The organism is Limnoraphis robusta BA-68 BA1, from assembly GCF_034932365.1.
Classification (GTDB): Bacteria; Cyanobacteriota; Cyanobacteriia; order Cyanobacteriales; family Microcoleaceae; genus Capilliphycus; species Capilliphycus robustus.
In genome coordinates this window covers 24435-44212 of the sequence record NZ_JAYGHR010000083.1, presented here as the reverse complement: position 1 = coordinate 44212, position 19778 = coordinate 24435, and the positions used below count along the sequence as shown (strand labels likewise).

Annotated in this window: 21 protein-coding genes; 6 read left to right on the top strand and 15 right to left on the bottom strand. The window is 39.5% G+C overall.

All coding sequences use genetic code 11. The features are described 5' to 3' along the window. Window positions 1-56: 56 nt before the first annotated feature. On the bottom strand, window positions 57-1004 hold the full coding sequence (locus VB836_RS24535) for a hypothetical protein (protein WP_323223399.1): 948 nt from the start codon (window positions 1002-1004) through the stop codon (window positions 57-59). Window positions 1005-1117: 113 nt separating this feature from the next. On the opposite strand from VB836_RS24535, the gene VB836_RS24530 reads away from it, so the two are divergent. Further along, window positions 1118-2035 (top strand): metallophosphoesterase, encoded by a 918-nt coding sequence (locus VB836_RS24530; protein WP_323223397.1) that lies wholly within the window; start codon window positions 1118-1120, stop codon window positions 2033-2035. A gap of 254 nt (window positions 2036-2289) precedes the next feature. Continuing rightward, window positions 2290-2703 (top strand): adenosylmethionine decarboxylase, encoded by a 414-nt coding sequence (speD, locus tag VB836_RS24525; protein WP_323223395.1) that lies wholly within the window; start codon window positions 2290-2292, stop codon window positions 2701-2703. Window positions 2704-2791: 88 nt separating this feature from the next. Here speD and VB836_RS24520 read toward each other — a convergent pair whose 3' ends face one another. Continuing rightward, window positions 2792-5239: an exonuclease domain-containing protein gene (locus tag VB836_RS24520; protein WP_323223394.1), complete on the bottom strand. Its 2448-nt coding sequence runs from the start codon at window positions 5237-5239 to the stop codon at window positions 2792-2794. 357 nt (window positions 5240-5596) lie between these two features. Further along, window positions 5597-5926 (bottom strand): hypothetical protein, encoded by a 330-nt coding sequence (locus tag VB836_RS24515; protein WP_046278042.1) that lies wholly within the window; start codon window positions 5924-5926, stop codon window positions 5597-5599. A 245-nt stretch (window positions 5927-6171) separates the two neighbouring features. Between VB836_RS24515 and VB836_RS24510 the strand changes: the two genes are divergently transcribed. Continuing rightward, window positions 6172-6426: a hypothetical protein gene (locus tag VB836_RS24510; protein ID WP_046278041.1), complete on the top strand. Its 255-nt coding sequence runs from the start codon at window positions 6172-6174 to the stop codon at window positions 6424-6426. Window positions 6427-6512: 86 nt separating this feature from the next. Here the strand turns inward: VB836_RS24510 and VB836_RS24505 are convergent, their stop codons facing one another. Together VB836_RS24505 and ruvB are read right to left on the bottom strand one after the other, a co-directional pair. Then, on the bottom strand, window positions 6513-7424 hold the full coding sequence (locus VB836_RS24505) for a mechanosensitive ion channel family protein (RefSeq protein ID WP_323223392.1): 912 nt from the start codon (window positions 7422-7424) through the stop codon (window positions 6513-6515). Between the two features lie 231 nt (window positions 7425-7655). Further along, window positions 7656-8786: a Holliday junction branch migration DNA helicase RuvB gene (gene ruvB, locus VB836_RS24500; RefSeq protein WP_046278039.1), complete on the bottom strand. Its 1131-nt coding sequence runs from the start codon at window positions 8784-8786 to the stop codon at window positions 7656-7658. 89 nt (window positions 8787-8875) lie between these two features. Here ruvB and VB836_RS24495 point away from each other — a divergent pair, with 89 nt between their 5' ends. After that, a complete protein-coding gene (locus tag VB836_RS24495; RefSeq protein WP_323223390.1) occupies window positions 8876-9412 on the top strand; it encodes a hypothetical protein in 537 nt (178 codons plus the stop codon). A 114-nt stretch (window positions 9413-9526) separates the two neighbouring features. On the opposite strand, the gene VB836_RS24490 is transcribed toward VB836_RS24495, so the two are convergent. The 3 genes from VB836_RS24490 to purS all read right to left on the bottom strand — a co-directional run bounded on the left by VB836_RS24490 (window position 9527) and on the right by purS (window position 12249). Further along, window positions 9527-11023: a pre-peptidase C-terminal domain-containing protein gene (locus VB836_RS24490; RefSeq protein WP_323223388.1), complete on the bottom strand. Its 1497-nt coding sequence runs from the start codon at window positions 11021-11023 to the stop codon at window positions 9527-9529. 245 nt (window positions 11024-11268) lie between these two features. Next, complete coding sequence (gene purQ / locus VB836_RS24485; RefSeq protein ID WP_046280471.1) at window positions 11269-11943, bottom strand: phosphoribosylformylglycinamidine synthase subunit PurQ; 675 nt, start codon at window positions 11941-11943, stop codon at window positions 11269-11271. A 27-nt stretch (window positions 11944-11970) separates the two neighbouring features. Next, a complete protein-coding gene (purS, locus tag VB836_RS24480; RefSeq protein WP_323223386.1) occupies window positions 11971-12249 on the bottom strand; it encodes a phosphoribosylformylglycinamidine synthase subunit PurS in 279 nt (92 codons plus the stop codon). A 274-nt stretch (window positions 12250-12523) separates the two neighbouring features. Between purS and VB836_RS24475 the strand changes: the two genes are divergently transcribed. Then, on the top strand, window positions 12524-13942 hold the full coding sequence (locus tag VB836_RS24475; RefSeq protein WP_323223385.1) for a recombinase: 1419 nt from the start codon (window positions 12524-12526) through the stop codon (window positions 13940-13942). A gap of 1200 nt (window positions 13943-15142) precedes the next feature. On the opposite strand, the gene VB836_RS24470 is transcribed toward VB836_RS24475, so the two are convergent. Genes VB836_RS24470 through VB836_RS24460 form a run of 3 tightly spaced genes read right to left on the bottom strand, consistent with a single transcriptional unit; the run spans window position 15143 to window position 17620 of the window. Further along, window positions 15143-16681: a hypothetical protein gene (locus tag VB836_RS24470; RefSeq protein ID WP_323223383.1), complete on the bottom strand. Its 1539-nt coding sequence runs from the start codon at window positions 16679-16681 to the stop codon at window positions 15143-15145. Continuing rightward, complete coding sequence (locus VB836_RS24465) at window positions 16681-17256, bottom strand: hypothetical protein (RefSeq protein ID WP_323223381.1); 576 nt, start codon at window positions 17254-17256, stop codon at window positions 16681-16683. Before VB836_RS24465 ends, VB836_RS24470 begins: the two co-directional genes overlap by 1 nt. 1 nt (window position 17257) lies before the next feature. Next, window positions 17258-17620 (bottom strand): hypothetical protein, encoded by a 363-nt coding sequence (locus tag VB836_RS24460; protein ID WP_323223379.1) that lies wholly within the window; start codon window positions 17618-17620, stop codon window positions 17258-17260. A gap of 43 nt (window positions 17621-17663) precedes the next feature. On the opposite strand from VB836_RS24460, the gene VB836_RS24455 reads away from it, so the two are divergent. Beyond that, window positions 17664-18221, top strand: coding sequence for a hypothetical protein (locus VB836_RS24455; RefSeq protein ID WP_323223377.1), 558 nt, complete (start codon window positions 17664-17666; stop codon window positions 18219-18221). A 50-nt stretch (window positions 18222-18271) separates the two neighbouring features. Here VB836_RS24455 and VB836_RS24450 read toward each other — a convergent pair whose 3' ends face one another. From VB836_RS24450 to VB836_RS24435, 4 genes are read right to left on the bottom strand one after another with little or no spacing between them, the layout of a single operon-like run. After that, on the bottom strand, window positions 18272-18427 hold the full coding sequence (locus VB836_RS24450; RefSeq protein ID WP_323223375.1) for a hypothetical protein: 156 nt from the start codon (window positions 18425-18427) through the stop codon (window positions 18272-18274). A gap of 1 nt (window position 18428) precedes the next feature. Continuing rightward, window positions 18429-18779, bottom strand: a complete 351-nt coding sequence (locus VB836_RS24445) for a hypothetical protein (protein WP_323223373.1) — start codon at window positions 18777-18779, stop codon at window positions 18429-18431. A gap of 9 nt (window positions 18780-18788) precedes the next feature. Further along, window positions 18789-19403, bottom strand: a complete 615-nt coding sequence (locus tag VB836_RS24440; protein ID WP_323223371.1) for a hypothetical protein — start codon at window positions 19401-19403, stop codon at window positions 18789-18791. A gap of 48 nt (window positions 19404-19451) precedes the next feature. Further along, window positions 19452-19694, bottom strand: a complete 243-nt coding sequence (locus VB836_RS24435; protein ID WP_323223369.1) for a hypothetical protein — start codon at window positions 19692-19694, stop codon at window positions 19452-19454. Between the last annotated feature and the right edge of the window lie 84 nt (window positions 19695-19778).

Genomic DNA, 19778 nt, shown 5'->3' with positions numbered 1-19778 from the left:
ATTCTATAAGTTGAAGTTTGTGTTGTAATCCAGACTACGGAAGAATTTAAGAATTTCTAATGATCGCTTTCAAGATTTGTCCGATTTAATATAATCATGTTTGTGCCAATTACTGCATTACGGGCGATGGGTTTTCCGCTTGGGGAGATCAGTTCGAGTCGGGTAAAATCAAAGTTCTGTGCTTGTTCAAAAACGACTTGCGCCAGTTGAGTTTGTTTGTCTTCGCTGAGTTCATACCAAGCCGGACTGAGTTCAACTCGTAATAAACTAGCGGGAAAGTTGGCTTGAACTGAGGCAATAATTTCTGCGCTAATTTTCGCGGTCGATTCGTTCATTTTCTTTTGAATTGCGGCAATCAAATACTGTTCGGGTGTGAGTTCGAGGTTCGGGGGGGAAATAAATTTCACAGGTTGAGGGGGTGCTGTTTCAACGATCAACTGCGGAATTTGATCAGGGTTTTCGCTAACATTTTCAGGTTCTGAAATCGAGGGGACTTCTTCTAAACTCGCCGGGGGTTCGGGAACAAGTTCTGTCGGGAATCGTTCAAGTTCTGGGGCGGACAATGGCGGTTCACTGGGGATTTCTTGTAAGGGTTTCTCGATAATAATTTCTGGTTGTTGGGGCGAGGGAACGGTTATTTTTGCAAGTTCAGGGGGGGGTTCACGACTGGGAAACTGTTTGATAATCTGACTGAATAGGATAACAACTATTGCCCCAATGACGAGTCCTAAAATCGGATCAGGTAAAATTCGATTGACAACTGGGGGCAAAAATCGCCGAATCGGTGATAATATTTTAGAGCTATAATGTCGAGAGCGGTTTCTTTCGTTTGGGTTCCGGGAATTTTCCGGGGAAGATGGATTTTCTAATTGGGCGACAATCCCTTCGAGTTGGTCAATCAAGCCCCGTAAAACTTGAAGGGTCAGGTTGATCAAAATATTGCGTCGAGGGGGGCGTGTCTGTGGTTTTTTAGGGCGAGGAGAGGTGAATTGTTCTTCAGACATTTTTAATTCCCGGCTAACCGTTGAGCGAGGTCAAATGTGCTAGACTCAAGTCTGGAATTTTTAATCCTAATGTATCATTTTATTGTAGCTGTTGAATACCTAAGTTTTTCCAGATGAAACGCCGTCAATTTATTCTCTCTAGTCTTGTTTGTGGAAGTGTAATCGGTTCGATTTGGAGATTTGAGAATTTACAAGCCGGAACTCCGAACAGTCAAACGACAATGAGTCCGACTCCCATTGCATCGATTCCCACGACAGAACCTTTGTTCCGTTTTGTTGCTCTAGCCGATACCGGAACAGGTGAACCGGGGCAATATGCAGTGGCTGAAGCCCTGACTCGTTATCATCAACAATACCCTTTTAATTTAGCCCTTTTAGCCGGAGATAATATTTATCCGAATGGGGAAATTGAACGGATCGAGGAGGTTTTTGAGAAGCCCTATAAAACTTTACTGCAAAGTAGCGTTAAATTTCAAGCCTGTTTAGGAAATCACGATATTCGCACAGAAAACGGGAATTTACAACTGAGTTATCCGGGCTTTAATATGAAGGGACGTTATTACACGTTTCGTCAAGATCCGGTACATTTTTTGGCGTTAGATACCAATAGTAATGCAGATTGGTTAACTCAACTGACTTGGTTAGAAGAACAACTCCGTCGCAGCGATGCCCCTTGGAAAGTGGTTTTTGGTCATCATCCCGTTTATTCTTCGGGAGTTCATGGCGGGAACAAAAAATTAGTTGAAAGTTTAACACCCTTGTTTAAAAAATATGGCGTTCAACTCTATATTAATGGCCACGATCACAACTATGAACGCAGTCGTTCTCTCAATGGTACTACTTATTTAACTTGTGGTGCAGGTGCTATGAATAGATTTGTTAAACGTTCAGAATGGACAGAATATTCAACGCCAGAACTGAGCTTTGCTACCTTTGAGGTCTATGCTGATCAGATGATGGTTCGGGCGATCAATACCGAAAATAAAGTGTTTGATCAAGCTGTCATCCCCAATTCATCAATATCTGGGTAATTTGGACATTTTGATCGCTTCATCTGCACGACATGGACATTTTGACAGATTCATCCATAGGGGACAAGGGTTGAGTCGAACTCGATTAAAAATTATTTTTCAAGAGTGATCATTTTTCCAAAAAGACTATACACTAGAAAAGGAAGCAAATCTCAGCTTATCTAAAGATCATCCCTTTGTGGGATGTCATAGGTCTACAGAGCTGAGTATGCTTAAACTCATCTGAATTACTAGGGGAGGTGGAACCCAACTAAATGAAAAAATTAGGTACTCATTTAATTCTCGATGCGTGGCAATGTCCTGCTGAACTGCTCAACGATCCTGAACGAATTCGCAACTCAATTCTAGAAGCTATCACCGCAGGAAACGCTACTTTAATTGACTTCTGTGTACATCAGTTTAGTCCCCACGGAGTCACGGCAACCGCCACACTAGCCGAGTCACATATCGCTATTCATACCTGGCCTGAATACGGTTATTTTGCGGCTGATTTCTTCTTCTGTGGTCAGGGAGAACCCCGCAAGGCTGTTGAAGTCTTAAAGACAGCTTTACAAGCCAAACAGGTGAAGCTGAGAGAATTTAAACGAGGGTTTGAACCTGAGACAATGATCGACAGTGATCAAGTTAATTCCCAGGTGATTTCCGAAAAAGAGATCTGTCCAGTTTAATCTAGAATGCTCTGATGTTCTAGCTAGATAGATTCAAGAGGGGTAAGGTATTTAGAGTTGTTCTTCCCCTCTTGGCGTAGTCCTGAAGTTAGGCATTTAAAGTTAATAGCGTCAGATTTTTGAATAACCAATAATTGCGATAATCAAATAAAACAATATCCAACGCTTCGCTGAGATTCACTTCTAAATCTCGATTTTGGATATCAACAATCATCTGATAAACCAGTTCAAAAATAATTCGCTGTTCTTTATCCATAAAGATAAAATTACCATTATCAGCATTGCGGAATTGTTCGAGAAATTCTGCACTTTTTTTCGCCGTCACTAAGCCTTCACGAGATTCTCGACAGAGATTAAATTGAATTTCAGGGTGATTGATCACTAATTCATTCCAGTTGCGGATGCGGTGATAAAATCGACTTCCGCCTTGATGTAAAAATCCTACCGCAAATTGATGAGTCGCAGTTTGGATGACTAAATGTTCAGGAAGAACCCGTCGCCCCAACCGTAAAACCTGAAAATCAAGGGGAGAAATCACAGATCGCAGAGATTCAAGAATCATTGTTAATTTTCCAAGATCATCACTTTCAGTAATAATTTGCGGTTTGCTATAGTTTTCTTCTAAACTGAGGCGTTGCTGACTTAAATAGTCTTGAACCTGTCGCTTGATCGGAGAATTCGCCGGAATATGAGGGGTAATAACAGCAGGTGGATCAGATAATATTCCGTTCCCATTTTCACTCATATTTAATGCTTGGGTGATTTGCAGAATCACCTGTTTGATTTGGGCGACATCTGCGGTGAGTTGTTGAATTTGTTGTTCAAACTCGGGTTCAATGGGAGAAGTTGGGTTAGCAGATGACAAACGTTTGGGGAGAGAAATCCCATCAATTTTATAACGGTAATAATCCGCCGCCGCATTCAGACTGGAACGAATCGAAGGTTGTTCAAGAAGGGCTTGAATTTCATCGGGTTCAAACAATTCATCAAGAGAAACTTCCGCCGTTTTTGCTTTTAAATTAAGCAGTTGTTTAAGCTGTTGATTTGAGGGTTTAGACAGGAAAATCTGAGATTGAGAAACCCGATCTACAATCGAACCATCAAAGATTTGTTGAAACTGTTGCCAACGATCTGGAAATAGATTTAAAATAATCAAGCTATTCGGAACATGGGTAAATATTTCTTTAATGGCTTCTCCAAAGCTTTGTAAAAGGGGTTCGTTGTGTTTTAAACCCAATCCTTCTAACTGATCAAAAATAATAATTAAAGGTTCATCCAGTAAAGACAATTTACTAAAGACTTCTAACGCCGCTAATGCGATTTCTTCCCGACTCCAATCTTCTCCCCAGCTTTCCAGTCTAACTTTATCAAGTTCTTCGGAAGATAAATCATTTAAAGCCAACCATTGCGTAATAATTTGACGACGGTTAAAGTCGGTATAGCCACAAAAACGAATAATTCCTCTGAGAATTTGGGGGGCGTATCCGGCTGAGGAAAAGTTTCGCAGCCACCAATCATAAGCCCGTTTTTCAATATGTTCCCAATAGTCTCGTTTAATTTTAGTTTCTTCTTGTCCTAACTCAGTTAATAAATTGAGGTTATTATCTTGTATGACTTCTAATATTTTATCATCTTTTTGAGTCTTGGGTGTAGAATAGGAGTCTTTGTTTTTAATAATTTCTGCAAAGCTATTAGCTAACAGATGTTCGAGTTGCGTGCGATCGCTTCCCGGAACATTTTGAATCAAAGACTCTAAAATTCGGCTATAAGTATGAAATATAACCGCATCTTTATTATTGGGTTGACGAATAAATAATAATCGATTAGTTTTTAATAAATCCTTGGCCAGACGCATCATTAAATGGGTTTTGCCTGAACCGGGTTCCCCAATTACAACGGCTCCTTTACTTTGATGATTTGGATCTTGTTTGATATCAATTAAAATAGACTTTAAGCGTTCAAACTCATCTTGAAAAATCGAGCGAAAATCCACATGATCTTGAAACGGTGTATCAACGCGACTCGAACCAAAAGGATTGGATTTTTTCTGAAGTCTAACTTTTAAAAATTCATTAATCATCCGTCTATAGAGTTGATAGGTAAACAACGCATCATATTTAGCACGATGAGCGGAATCATTATTAAAGATTTTACCATCTAATTTTAGATTTAAATGCTTACTGAGTGCTTCTAAAGAATGGCTACCGAGTTCAGGGAGATGACGTTGAGCGAGTTCAAAACTACATTCAAATACTAAATGGGGAGTCGGAATTCCCACCGCCTGAAAGCTTTTTCGCAGCACTTCCATATCATGTCTGGCATAATGACAGATAATTGTTTGAGAATGAGCCAATTCTAGAAAATCCTTGATAATCGTTTTCAGGGGTTTCGTTTGAGGGCAAATTTGAGGATTATTCGGATGATTATCTGCCCAAGCTTCATAAATCAGTTTTCCCTGATGATCAACAATTGCAATTTCCCGCAAAATTGGCTGTCCTTCGGTATCAATTACAATAAAGTTAGGATGAAATTTCATAGGAGTTTTAAGTACAAATACGACTCATTGAAACTGATGCGGTGTGTTATTCGTTGAATCCGGATTTTTGAGACAAGCAGGGCATCCTAAGGTTCAACCTAGTGTTATTGTGACACAAGGGGTTACACTGTCCGCAGACTGTTTACACAATGCAATGAATCGTAAAGCAAGTCTTTAATCGGGAAACAAGGCGTGATGAAAACCCATCAAAATGAAGATAAAGTCAACTTTCGCGGAAAAGAACGTTAGATTGATGATAGTGTTGAGTGAGTATAATTTTATTAAAAAACTAATTTTTAAAACTAAATAGCACCGCTATAATAACGGTGCAGTCAACAAGATTAAATCATTAATTATCTATCTTCCGATTGTCTTCTTCAAAGCTTCATCAATTTGTTCTTCTACAGAAGTTCCACTGGAATTTTCAGGGGTTTTCATTTGGTCTTTATCCGCGTCTCCCTGAACTAAATTCAAACCCGAAGGAGCATCAGCTTTAGCTTGATCTAAAGAACGAGGGGGGGTTCTGAGAACATCTTCTGATTTTTTCTGAATGTCTTTAAGGGCGTCTTCTCCGTGATTATTGGAAGGATTAGCCGCCACCGCAGGAAAACTTTGAGAAAGCAGTAATACGGTGCAGATACAAAGCATGAGTAAAACCCGAGCAAAACGCGATACAATAGTTTTCATCTTTTTTCTTTTAAACTAAGATTACACAACATTTATAACAATAGAAATAGAAAATTTAAATCTGTCTAAGGAAAGGGATTTGAACCCTAAACTTGCAAATTTGGTGAGTTTTAGCTGAATTTTAGGCCTTCATCTTTATTCATTACAACTGGGGGGATTAAGATCTGCCTTCAGATAGAGGATGAAAAGGTTTAAATCTGAAATCATCTATTAGGGTGTACTATAAGTTTTCAGGAGCAATGTTCATGGCTCAGACTGAACCCCTGCACGGAACAGAACTCATCGACTGTGCAAAAGCCAGTGCGAATTTAGGAGTCAAAGAAGCCGCTAAAAACTGCGGTTATGCTGAGGATATCAACACCTTTGAAAGCCAACTGAAGCAAGCTTGTCAACAGATTGGCGTTAATATTGATAACTTAAGTGATCTCGTTACTCCTCAAAACCAAATGAAACAAGGACAAGGAATAGAAATCGCACCCGATAGTAAAAGTTCTCTCTAAAGATGATCTCAAAAAATTGACTAATTTTCGGTTAGATAATGGGGTGAGCTTTGAGAATAACGCTCACTCCATCCTATTGCATTTGATTAGCTCTTGAGAGGCAACGCCTCTTGAGAATGACCATCAGAATTGTGCGAAGGAATATCATCATTGTACTGATCCTGATTATAGAAATAAAGCGTTCTAATGGGATAAGGAATATTGATATCTGCTTGATCAAAAGCTTCTTTAATGGCGATAATTGCTCGAGTTTGAACTCTCCGAACCGTCTTTTGTTGGGGTCGAGTCCAATAGCGAACGATAAAGTCAATTGAACTGTCTCCAAAACTGACTAAATCTATTTCTATTTCTGGAGTTTCTAACACCCCTTCAACTTGAGAAATCGTTCGTTCTAACAGTTGAGAAGCCTGACGCAAAGATGTATTATAATCAACACCAACGGCTAAATCTGTTCGTCGAGAAGTGAAAGCGGTTCTCACCTGAACTGCACTGGTAAAGACGGTAGAATTGGGTATTAAAATTTGTTCTCCCTGGTAAGTGTGAATTTTGGTTGTGCGAATATCAATGCGTTCGACTGTTCCTTCATAGTCTCCAATAATTACTTGATCGTTAATCCGAAAGGGTTCTTGAAGAAGCAGCAAAATTCCCGCTAAAAAGTTTTTAAAGATGTCTTGGAATGCAAAACCAATTGCCACTGAACTTAAACCCAAAGTTGCAATCACATCTCCTAAACGTAAGCCAGGAAATGTAATTACGCAAGCCAAAACAACACCAATAACCCAAACCCCGATGTGACTGGTTTTGGCTAAGAGTAACTGTAAAGACTGACTGCGAACTGTTTTACGACTCACTTGTTCAACAAGCTGTTGTACAAATTGAGCAGCATAACGAGTCAAAAAAAGGACAATTAGAGCGGTGAAAATCGCAGGGATGAGTTTAACCCCACTGGCAACTAACTCCTGTATACTGTCTTTTACGGTTTGAAACAATTGATCCATAATCCTATATATTTTTAGCCTTTATGCTAATTTTTTTCACCTGAAAATTTTAGTAGATGCGTTTGATTTTCAAATTGGAAATTACCTCTAATTTTAAGCTGAATATCTATTGTTAAAACGTCACGATATCAGGCTTTTTACAGCTTACTGAGATCCCTAATTTTTAGCGTCTATCTTAGGGTAGAAACTTCACCCTAGCCTTTTGAAATGGTTGTCTAGTATTATCACTCTCTAAGGAAACAGCGATAACTGCTGTTCAGGCGGCGAATACCCTAAATGTTTCCACGCCGAAGCCGTTGCTAGCCGTCCCCGATGCGTGCGTTGTAAAAAGCCAATTTGCATCAAATAAGGCTCATAAACCTCCTCAATCGTTTGGGCATCTTCTCCCGTTGCTGCTGCCATTGTTTCTAAACCGACTGGGCCGCCATTAAAATTTTCAATCATCATGCTTAATAGATGGCGATCTGTCCAATCTAGCCCCATTGGATCAACATTAAACAGTTGTAAAGCGATGGCTGCAATCTCCCCAGTAATCGGCCCAGAAGCTTTAACTTCTACATAATCACGCACCCGTTTTAACAGGCGGTTCGCAATACGTGGAGTTCCCCGTGAACGACGAGCAATTTCTTCCGCACCTTCTGAATTTATCGGTGTATTTAATAATTTAGCCGTTCGTTGTACAATTAAACTTAATTCATCAACTTCATAGAATCGTAACCGTTGAATTAACCCAAAGCGATCGCGTAAAGGAGAGGTTAACGCCCCGATGCGAGTTGTCGCCCCAACAATCGTAAATGGAGTCAGAGGAATGCTGCGCGTTTTCGCAGATCTACCTTGACCAATGGTAATATCAAGACGGCAATCTTCCATCGCTGGATAGAGAATTTCTTCCGCCATTTTTGACAAGCGGTGAATCTCATCAATAAATAAAATTTCCCCCGGTTTGAGATTCACTAATAATCCGGCAATATCACGGGGTTTTTCAATAGCGGGTGCGGTGGTAATCTTACAAGTCACTCCCATTTCCGATGCTAAAATCAGCGCCATCGTTGTTTTTCCTAACCCCGGTGGCCCGTAAAGTAACAAGTGATCGAGGGGTTCCTTGCGAGATTTTGCAGCAGCGATCGCAATTTCTAAAACTTCTTTTAAATCCTTTTGACCGATATAATCACAAATACGCTGAGGTCGAATGGATTCATCTTGTTTGGGGTTAATTTGTTCATCAGTTGTTGCTTCCGGGACAAGTAAATGTTCATCTTCAGATCCAGATTGAGATTTTTGAGCCTTTCCCGAAGGTACAGATGCACGCTTTTTTGGGGAATTGGGGTCAGTCGGTTGTGATTTTGATGAAATAATTGCCATGACGGGCTAATTTTACCTTCCGTCGGATTCCTTCATTGTGTCACAATGCTGTTAATCTCAAAAATGGTGTCGAATTATCAGCCTTTTTTATGAATTCTCCCTCTACCGAGTCCACTTCTGAAGATCTGACCTTTGAACAGGCGATCGCCCAAACTGAGACTTTACTCGAAAATATAGCGGCGAATGACCTTTCTGAGTCGGAAACTGAAGCCGCGATCGCGAATTTAGTCAAAACTCACAATGGCGCCAGAGGGTTTTTTGTTACTTATCTTAGCGATCCTCGGGTCTTTGTCGATCGCCCCTCAGAAGCCGTTGTACGGGGTTTAGAAGCCGCTCCTGAGATTGTACCGGACTTGCTGATCAAAAATATGGCAATGTCGGCGGCTATGGTCATTTATCACCGTCGTAACCAACAGGAAGACATGGCTGCGAGTTCAGATCGGGTGCGATCGCGTTCCGTTCATTTAATACAATCTCTGAATATTCCCGTGTTGGATACAATGGTTAAACAACTTCTAGAAACCATTCAAACAGGCTCAGGCGAATATCAAAGTTTTCTCGAACGTTGGGGATATGATAGCGAACAACGAGAAGCGATCGCCCAGGCTTTACAACCTTTGATGTAAGTGAATTCCGTTGGAAATTATCCGGCGATCGCTGTTCAAATTTTAATGATAGAATCCTGTTTTTTAGACTGTTAATATTCATCAAGTCATTGTTTGAGCAATGGCTATTTTTATTTAAGCGGGTTTGGCATAGAAGGCAACTCCAGGTTCTAGTCTAAAATCAGGAAGTGAGTCTGCAAAAGCCGCTTGATTTGGATCGATCGTGTAAAAGTGACCGTTTGTGTCTAAATTGAACGCTCGAAATACAGGGCTTGTTCCCACTTGCGGACTCGAATACACTTGAATTTGTACGACAGAAGGATCAGCTCGCCATTCTTGTAAGGTGTTCACAAAAGCAATTTCACCGGGGTTACTCGCGTAGAAATAGCCCCCTTGTGAGTTAACATAACGTCGTAGGGTGACATCTCCTTCTGAGAGGAATTCAAACCCTTCTGGACTATATCGAGAATTCCCGTTTGTGTTTTGTTGCTCGCTCGGATCGGAGGTAAAAAAGTGAGAACCTGCTAGCGTATCCCAGTAACGAGCCACACGCTCACCTGTCACGACCGGTGAGGAGGTATCAATAATGGTCAGAGTTGCACTGCTTTGAGCGCCAAGCGTATAACCTGTAGCCGCTTGTAAGCCAATTTCAATCGTTTCGTTGAGGTCACTCACACCATCATTAACCGGATTAACCGTAATGCCAACGCTGCTTTGTCCAGCCGGAATAGTGACCGTTCCGTTTGTACCGTTAAGTGTCGCGCCTGTCTGATTATAGTCGTTTCCAAAAGTTGCCGTTCCTCCAACGCTGAAGTTAACGGTGAGGGGAGTGGTTGTATCTCCTGTCCGCGAGATTTGAAATGTACCCGGAGTAGGTCCAACCTCCGAAGGATTACCCAATGCACTCACCGAGACTGATGTTTGTTCCCCAGTTCCGGGAATAATCTCTAAGGTGTAGGCAGTTGATGTTGCACCCGCATCGCTCAAGTTTGAACCATTGGGAAGATTAGAAACTTGAACAAAATAAGTTTGGTTTGCTTCGAGAGGAACTGGTATTTGCTCGTTGGTTGTCCCGGTATTTGTGCCTTGATTCAGCAGAGAAAATCCATTACTTCTGAAGATTTTTAAATCCGCATTATCCTCTAAGTTTGACAGTCGGAATGTGAACGTTCCGGCGGTGGGAGGTGCTACAAACTGATACCAATCTTCAGTATCACTCCGACCCACAAATCCATTTAAACTGCGAGAAGAATTGATAATCCCTTGGGCTTCCGCAGAAAAAGAACTGTTATTCGCCGTTTCTGAACTGACTTCAAACAGAAAAGGCCCCGTATTCGCCACCGATTTTACTGTTACAGTCGCACCTGTTCCTGCGGGAAATCCATTGGGAAATTCATAGGTTTCCTCAATGCCATTCCCCCACCCACTAACCGGGGTACCAGAAGGAAAACCGGGTACATTGGCATTAGGGATAAACTCAATATCAAGAGTTGGGGCAACATTGGGGGCGGGGCCTAGCGGATAGGCTGTAAATTTAATCGGTACATTCGGTTTCAGATCCGATGCCTCCACCGGTATTGTAAATTCTGTTCCCAGACTATTAATAGTCCTTGAATCTTGTAGACCTGCCATTTTTTGCTTCCTCCATCATTGTTCCTAGCACTCAACATAAATCAACCTTGTTTTCTAGGGTTTATCTACTACACAATTTATGCTTGCTTGTTTCAATTCTAACTTTTACTTTTAACTAATTTAGAGTTTATTACAGTGTTTTTATAAAAAAAAACAAATAAAGATATTAGCAAAGATCGAATTTTACATTGCTAATAGGATTTTAGATCATCGGCTCGAAATTTTAATTCAATTTTCTTGACTTTTTATAATAAACCTTTAAATAACTTCATCCCATCCGTTTGTCCTAAACTCGGATCAGAGGCTCTTTCAGGGTGCGGCATCATCCCTAAAACATTTCCCTGGCCGTTACAAATTCCCGCAATATTATTCAGTGAACCGTTGGGGTTTTCAGCCCCATTCGGAGTCGGAGTTGAACCGTAGCGAAAAATAACTTGATTGTTTGCTTCTAATTGTGTTAAAGTATTCTCATCGCAATAGTAACATCCCTCTCCATGTGCGATCGGCATCATTATCACTTCGTTCGCTGAATAACTAGCAGTCCAGGGCGTCTTAGTATTGACAACCGTTAACGGGACGCGATCGCAAATGAAGTGTAAATCGCGATTTCTGACTAACGCTCCCGGTAATAATCCCAACTCCGTTAACACCTGAAAGCCGTTACAAATGCCAATCACAAACTTTCCTTGTTTAGCGTGTTCAACCGTCGCTTGCATCACCGGAGAAAAACGAGCGATCGCCCCACACCGCAGATAATCCCCATAGCTAAACCCGCCCGGAATCACCATCACATCAATATCAGAGATATCTGTATCTTGATGCCAAATCATACGAGTCGGTTGACCCAAAAGCCCGTCAGTCACCCAAACTACATCGCGATCGCAATTAGAACCCGGAAAAACAACAACGCCAAATTTCATGGATAAATGATTAAATATAATCGAAGTTTAAGGGGTTTGAACTTCCGCAGAAACCGGAGTCAAATCAAATCGATAGGTTTCAATAACAGGATTAGCTAAAAGTAAATCACAGATGCGATCTAATTGAGTTTTCGCTTCATCTAGATTACTGGCATTAACAGTCAGTTCGATATATTTGCCAATTCGTACCTGTTCAACATTATCATAACCCATTTGTTGAATCCCGGAGCGAACAGCTACGCCTGCCGGATCTAAAACAGAAGGACGAAGGGTGACATAAATTTGAGCGTAATATTTTTGAGTCACAATCAACCCCAGTTTAACCAAACATTCTCCATTATCCCTCAAACGGAGACATCTAACACAAATTCAGTCACCAGTCACCCGTAAATATTGATCACTGATATAGCAGTGATCGCTGGTATCTTGACAAGCAGCAAGCCTAATTTAACCACGCTCGACACAAAGAACACAAAAAAGTTGTAAACACGCTCCCTGAACGTAGAGCTAACCTGTAACCCTTATAACTACGTGACTCACCTTTACTCAAGTTCAACTGACGTTAGAGATTGAGTAAAAAATGAGTAACAACGATTCCATCGGTGGAGCCGGGTCTTACAAGGGATACGAGGGTATTCTAGCCAACGCTAAAAAAGTTAAGGACAAATGTGATGAACTCAAAGGACGGTTGCCCAAGGGGATAAGTTTCAAGCTGCAAGGCAATAAGTATTTATACTTACAATGGAGTAACCCTGTAACCGGGGGGCGTACCACTAAAAATATTAATGTCCCGTTTGACGAATCAGGAGTTTACCAGGCGATAGACAAGGCTTGGAAAATTAAAGACGCACTCAGTAAGTTCACTACTGCCTCAGAATTCAACGAATGGTACGAACGAGAAATAGAAGGCAAAAACGAAATTGTCAACGACTTGAAAACTTACCGTGAGATTATTCAAGAGCTTGAAAATGAATACTTTAATGGGTTGAACGCACAAACTAAACGACCTCGTTCGCGTAAAATTTCTAACGATGCTTTGACGTGGAAACAAGGGAATCTGTGTTTTTTTGAAAAACTACCAAATTGGGATAAGCAACCAATTTGGGAAGATTTTAAAACTGTTTTATTTACCTACAAAAAAGGTACTAACAGCTTTGAAAAATGTTATTACGCAATGAGAAGAATAGCCGAAAAATGTCCAAACAATAAACAGCTACTAGAACGCTTTGCAGAGATAGATCCAGGACAAACTATATTCAAAGACAAACAATCTGTATCGTGGAAAAATTTTTTAGAATGGCGTGAAATAATGTTAGCCAAAAAAATAGGTAAGGGGCGTGGTACTTTAGCCCGTAAAAATTGGTTATGGGTAACATCAATGTGTATCCTTTACGCATTACGTCCAACTGAGATAGCTGCCGCTATTAACCTTGACAAGCCTTACACAAAAGACGGTGTAACTATACCTGCTATCAATGACCCAAGTAATAAAACCCTGTTGTTAGTGTTAGGTGACTTCACTTATTTTGGAACATCAATTAAAACCGGCGGACGTGTCTGCAAACCAGTTACAACAAACCCAGAAATTATTGAACTGTTGCAAATACGTGAAATTAGTTTGCACGAGTACAAGCCCAAGCCTAATAGCTTACCGGAAAATGACTGTACAGGGTTTAATAAAAGTCATTCGCAGTACATGAGACGACACAAAGCGCCTGCAACCGAGATTTACGCTTTCAGGCATTTAGGTAATCAACTAGGTGAAATGTACGGTGTGCCACAAGAGATAAGAGCAAGGTCTATGGGGCATTCTGTCGAACAAAACGATACCACCTATAAGAAGCGTAAGAACCTACAAACTACCGTTGACATTCTGTTGAATCATTCTAAACAACCGCTATCTTTAGACCTGGCTAAAGAAGAGTTAGAGCGCTTGGGATTCGACCTAGAAAACAAGCTGATTAAGGATGTACTAAAAATCATTTATCAGCTAGAATAAACAGAGAAAGCAAACAGATCCAATCGAGTGCGTAAGGTAACGTACAAGACCCAGCGAGTGGGTCTTTTTTTGTGTTTACTCAATCTCTAACGTCAGTTGGACTTGAGTAAAGGTGAGTCACGTAGTTATAAGGGTTACAGCTAATTTAACTGTTCAGGGAGCGTGTTTATTTAGTCTCGTAAAACCCTTATCCTACAACACTTTCAATCAACAAACTTACTTAGCTTATTAACTGATTTACTCACTTTTTACTCAATTGAGTTAAGTCTAACTGAATAAATGAGTAACTGTCCATCAAGCAATTGATAGGATTTTTTAGTCAACTAACACAATACTGCAATCCTGTCAAATCAAACATTTAACCCATCTACCTTACCTGAACTCTTCAGCCTACTACCCTCACTCACTCTGTCAAGGTCAAGCCTACGGTGCTACGCAACCTTGACATCGTTCGTTTGAGGGTAGTGTCTGTCAGATATCAGGCAAGGTGAAGGGGAAAGTTGTATCTCTCTCTCTCTGGAGTTAGGTGACATCTGAGTGTCAGAAGGTTAATCCCTTTTTGGGTATTGATTCAATGGATTGAATCAATACAGAAAAATCATTTGACTATCTCTCTCACATTTTGAGCAGCAACGTCTGTTTGTCTCTCAGTTCGCCCATCAAGGATAGAAGACTTTGTATCCACCTAAGCTTCAAAATCAAGAATAGAGCTTGTGTCTAAATTGACGACCTTCAACTAGGCCCCAACGAAAACTTGTCAAGTTGACTTCAAGTTACTCATTTTAGGCTACCTGTACTAAGCTGGACATTTTACTCAGTCAACCAAGGCTAATAGTTTTTCTCCCATTAATTTAATGAATTAATTTAATGAATTAATTTAATAGGGAAAAACCTTGTCTCTTTCTACCTTGTCCAGTAGTCTACTTCATCAGTTATGTCTGAATCAGGTATCTGGCTATCTACCCACTTTTTGAACTGTATCCAACCATCGCTTCTTCTTTCAGGAGTGTTAATCATACCGTTTATTCGGTTTAACAAACCAATAGAATCTATCATTGACTTTTTAGTATCCTCAGCGAAAGTAGTAGGGTTAATCTTGGTAAATGACTTAGCTCTAATAATTGAAGCTGCTTGTAATAATTCAGTTAAAGTCAGTTGAAGATTAGCTTTATCGTCAATTTCAATAACCCTAACCGGAGTTTATTTTTCACTTAAAACCTCACTCCATTCTTCAGAATCAGTAACAGGATTAAATAATTGTTTAATCTGTTTATTTTTTTCCTTAACTCCGAAACATAAATAATCGATAATTGCATCATTTTGATACTCTAGCCTCATTCCCTGTTCTCTGTTTAATCCCCATGTTAGTAATGCCTTAAAACACACTTCTAACAATACTTGTTGTTGTTGTAGTACCATCATAGTCTCAGCGTATAACTCGCTAAATGCTTCAGCTTGATTGTTTAGAATCACAGGCTCCCCCGATTGATTCCCCGCTTCTAATGGGTCACTATCTTCAATATTTATTACTTGTGGAAATACTCCTGTAGCATCGTCCCACCTACCAAACCACCAAATTAAAAATGATGGGATATTCGGGATGATTGTCGGTTCAGAGTTGTCATCATCTATCAACGATGATGGGACTTCAATAGGTGAGAGATTGTATCCAACATGGTCAAGGATTAATAACAATAACTCTTTCGTTTCTTCGCAGCATTTACTCATGTCATCGTCTCCATTATTATCACCTTTCTTATTTTTACTCGGTTTACCTGGTGTTTTTCCACTTCTAGGGGGATTATTTTTACCTTCATTTTCAGTGTTGTTGCTGCCATTGCTGTCGCTACCGCATCCTTCGTCCCCTGTCGGGTTGCAATCGTAACCAGCTTCATTGATACCTGCAACAACCCAACTTTTATATTCATCGGTATATGTGTAGGGGTAGGGATTCCAAGTAGGTATTACTGTACGTGTTGTTTTTGTGTCAACAGGTTCCCCTATTACTTCTAAAAATTGTTCATAAGTTCCTCTAAACCTATTTGCAACAAATGTGGGTACGTTATTATGATCTCTAGTATTTAAATTGCCGTCTATGTACTCAGTTATGGTTAGTTCATCTTCACTGTAGTCATACATGCCTTTAATATTTGAAAATAAATAATGTTTGTAAGATAGTGTACGATAACTACCCCATCCCCCGTTGTGATATTCATATTTTCTAGAAGTGATACTAGAATGTAAATAGTAGAAAGTGTGAACTTTTCCATCATTAGCACACGCAGGAAGTTGATGATTAGGATTTCCTGAACCTGCCTTCCCATCACTTCCAATGCAGTGAGGCGGCTTAGGTTCATCACTGCTACTGTCATCGTCGTTACTATTGCAACTAGGGTCTTTTGTGATATTAGAACCTGCATATTGACCAAAAATAGTTCGTGTCTCAACGGTAAAACATCCTTCTTTTTTAAAGCTGACTTTCAGTCCTCCCGGAAAGGAAACTTCCCCCCCACTGCCGTCAGGTTTTACCTTGAGTCCAAATCCAGCCACGCTTAAGCCAATACCTCCTGCTGTGTTCGCTGATATTTTACCAATACCTCCTGCCTTGATAGAACCAGATTTAATTCCCTTTGTCTCTTGATAGGCCTCTCTACGCATTGTTTCGATTTCTTCTCTACTTAACCCAGTGCGCTTACTAATAGCAGTAGTTGTGTTGGAACTCGAAGAAACTCTAACCATTATTTAATACCTTGAACTTCTAGTTTACCTTTGAAAATAAAGCTACCAAATATCGTAAAATAATTATTACTTAATGGGTTAAAGTTAATAGGTTTATACAATTGAAAAGATAACGTATCTAACACCGATGGAATGTCAACGCTATTAACCGTTAGATGGGGAGTTATCATGTCTAGTTCGTTGTTATTTAAACCAAAATTATAAAAGTTTAATCTATTTATAAGATAATTATTATTTTTAATCTCTAACTCTACTGCATAACCTGTACTTCTGTTGTAATCCTGCTCGAAGTTTAGGATATTAACTATCTTATCTAAGTCACTTTGGATTACTGTTGGCGGATTGTCAAGATACTTATTTGACCTTGGTAAACTTGTTAGCCGATAATTTAATTGCAGCTTTTCAACTGCTATTTTTCCCCCTAGCAATTTAATCCCATAATAAAAATTATTATAGTAATCAAGAATTAAGTTTTTATAATTTATTTCAATGGGGTTAGTCTCAATAATCCCATTGTTTATAAAACTCATTACTGGGACTGATATAGTTATCCCTTCTATGTCGTCAATAATCATTTTAATTATCAATAAATAAAGTAACAGTATAAGTCATTATAACAGAAATAATATCATTATCATTAAAGTTATTAAGTTTTAAAGTGACATTTTGATTGTTAGCTAATTTGATATTTTTACTAATTACTGTAGACTCTAACCAATTTGTTGACGGCAAGTAAGTCTCAGCTAACAAAACATTGTCAATTTTAAGGTTAATAAAATTTTCAGCAAGCAATTTATGAGCAACTTTGATTTCACATTCAAACATTCTACTACCAATAACAAAAGCAACCTCGTTATCTAAACCGCTTGTATTGAGAGTGACTAGATTAGTGTTAACAATACTAACTATTTTAGTTCCGTTATATTTAAAAAGTTTCATCTCTTCTCTCTTATAATTATTGTATTGATTATAGGCTAAATAGATGCTAAGTCAAGATGAACTTATTGTTTTATCTACTCCAAAATTTTTAGAATTCGACTGGCAAGGTACTCAGTTGGGGATTAGGGTTGAAGGTGAATCAACATTTACTTATGTTGAGTTAAAAGGTGCAACAGGTGCAACCGGAGCGCAAGGGCCACAGGGTATTCCTGGCCCCAGTGATTGGGATGCTTTGCCTCAACATTGTCAACCTAGCAAAGCATTTGCCAAGTTTGGTTCAAATCTTTTCTGGGGATATTCAATCGCGTTAACGACGGGATTAATTGAGCTACCTTGGTACAACGGAGAAAGCATTCCCCCATACTGGGTAGGCTTGATTTCTCATAGGATAGCTACAACTTTTAACGGCAATGAAGGCGGTTTGTCCTTTGTAGAAAAAACAGATTCAACAGTTTGGATTTACCCCATAAAATCACCTGTTCAGTCTTCGTATAATATCCTTCTTGTTAGCGAGGGAGGAAAATTAAAAGCTAGGTTTAGCGAACTTCAGGGGCCGTTCCCGGCTATATTTTCCTTCTCTGGTATATCGTATTTTGGTTGACAACTTAAGATATAGGTTTATGGTTAATTGAATCAATTAATTGATTTAATTCAGGGATAACGTAAGTCTGACGCATAAACCATGTTTTCTTTTTCTTTTGTATCTGGATTGTAGAGGTCTACCATTCTACCGCAGTTATGAACAGCTACTACAATCCAGCAACGATTATCCCACCAAACTTTATCACCAATATTTATGTCGCTCATGTTACTCGCCTAGCGTCCAATACCAAATTTTTATATCTTGCCAGATATACCATTTAGCGGGCAAATATTCTAAGTAAAATACGGGAGAAACTTTATGTAATTGAATGACTTGCCTGCAATTAACTAAGACTCTATTTTCTGAAAGGATATCTCTATGAGGGGAGTTAAAATCTGTTAGTCGGTGATACAACCATCCTGCCGTTCTCCAACTTGACGGTATATCAGTCGCTGTTACTTCGATTCTTATTGTGTGTCGATAAAAATCTCTAGGCAAAGGAATTAAAAGCAGAGGGTTAACATCATCTCTGCGAAACTCGCTGAAAATTAATTCCCACTCTGCTTCATTAATCATTGACTATTGTTATACTGCGGTTGCTTGTCCGACGTTGTCTTTTAACTCACCTAATTGATCGAGAGTAACATCAACATCATCTAACAAATAAATCGTTTTACCAGTAGAGAATGATGCTACTTTATCTTTCAAGCCAGCTTGTTGGAGAAAGTATTTAATTGCCATAGCATTCATTTTACTGTGGGGTCTAAACGATTTAACTCTGTAGTCTTTAGTTCCTAACTTTAAGATGGTATTGTTTTTCAAGATTAACTTGATACGCCTACCAATGCTCAAGCTAGACGTGCCTTCGGAGTCAGGTGCTTGACCTTTTGGTACACTTCTGATGATACGCTTGTTGCCCGTGTTTGATGCTCCACCTGTAGGTTGTAAATTCTCATCAGTTGTAATCGGCTCTTTTATTGGTTTTTTAGGTACATAAGGTGTTGCAGTCGCAGTAATAGTATCGACTGTTTTTGCTGCCGCCTCTCCCTGTAAGACGATAAACCATTCTGGTACATAGAAAGTCACAAACGATGACTTATCTACCATTGCGTAGGTGATAATTCGCTGCGAACCTTTCCTCGACTCAGCAAATTCTATGTCTTTTTTAACCTGTTCTTTGGCTGATTTTTTAGTAGCCATCTTTTCTCATTTTTCCTCTTCTTTAAATTGTGGAATTGATTAATTCAATTAATCAATGTACACAGTAGCAGCACCAACTACAATTTTCCCGGTTCCGTCCAGGGCGTCAGTTGTAGGAACCGCTCCCGCAAAAGTGATAGCTCCAGTAGCCATGTTACGACTATAGGTAGTTACTAAAGTAATGCTGTCAGGGTTGCGTTCAGCAACTACTTGAACACTTGCAATTGATTCTATGATTTCCAATAACTGACCTTCTAAAGTAGTAGAGACAGTGGTGATTGCGGATGCCATATTTTTTTTCTCCGATAAAAACTATATCTATTGTCATAGCACAAAAATTTCAGAAATTACCTTAGTAGTTTTGCGTCAATATTG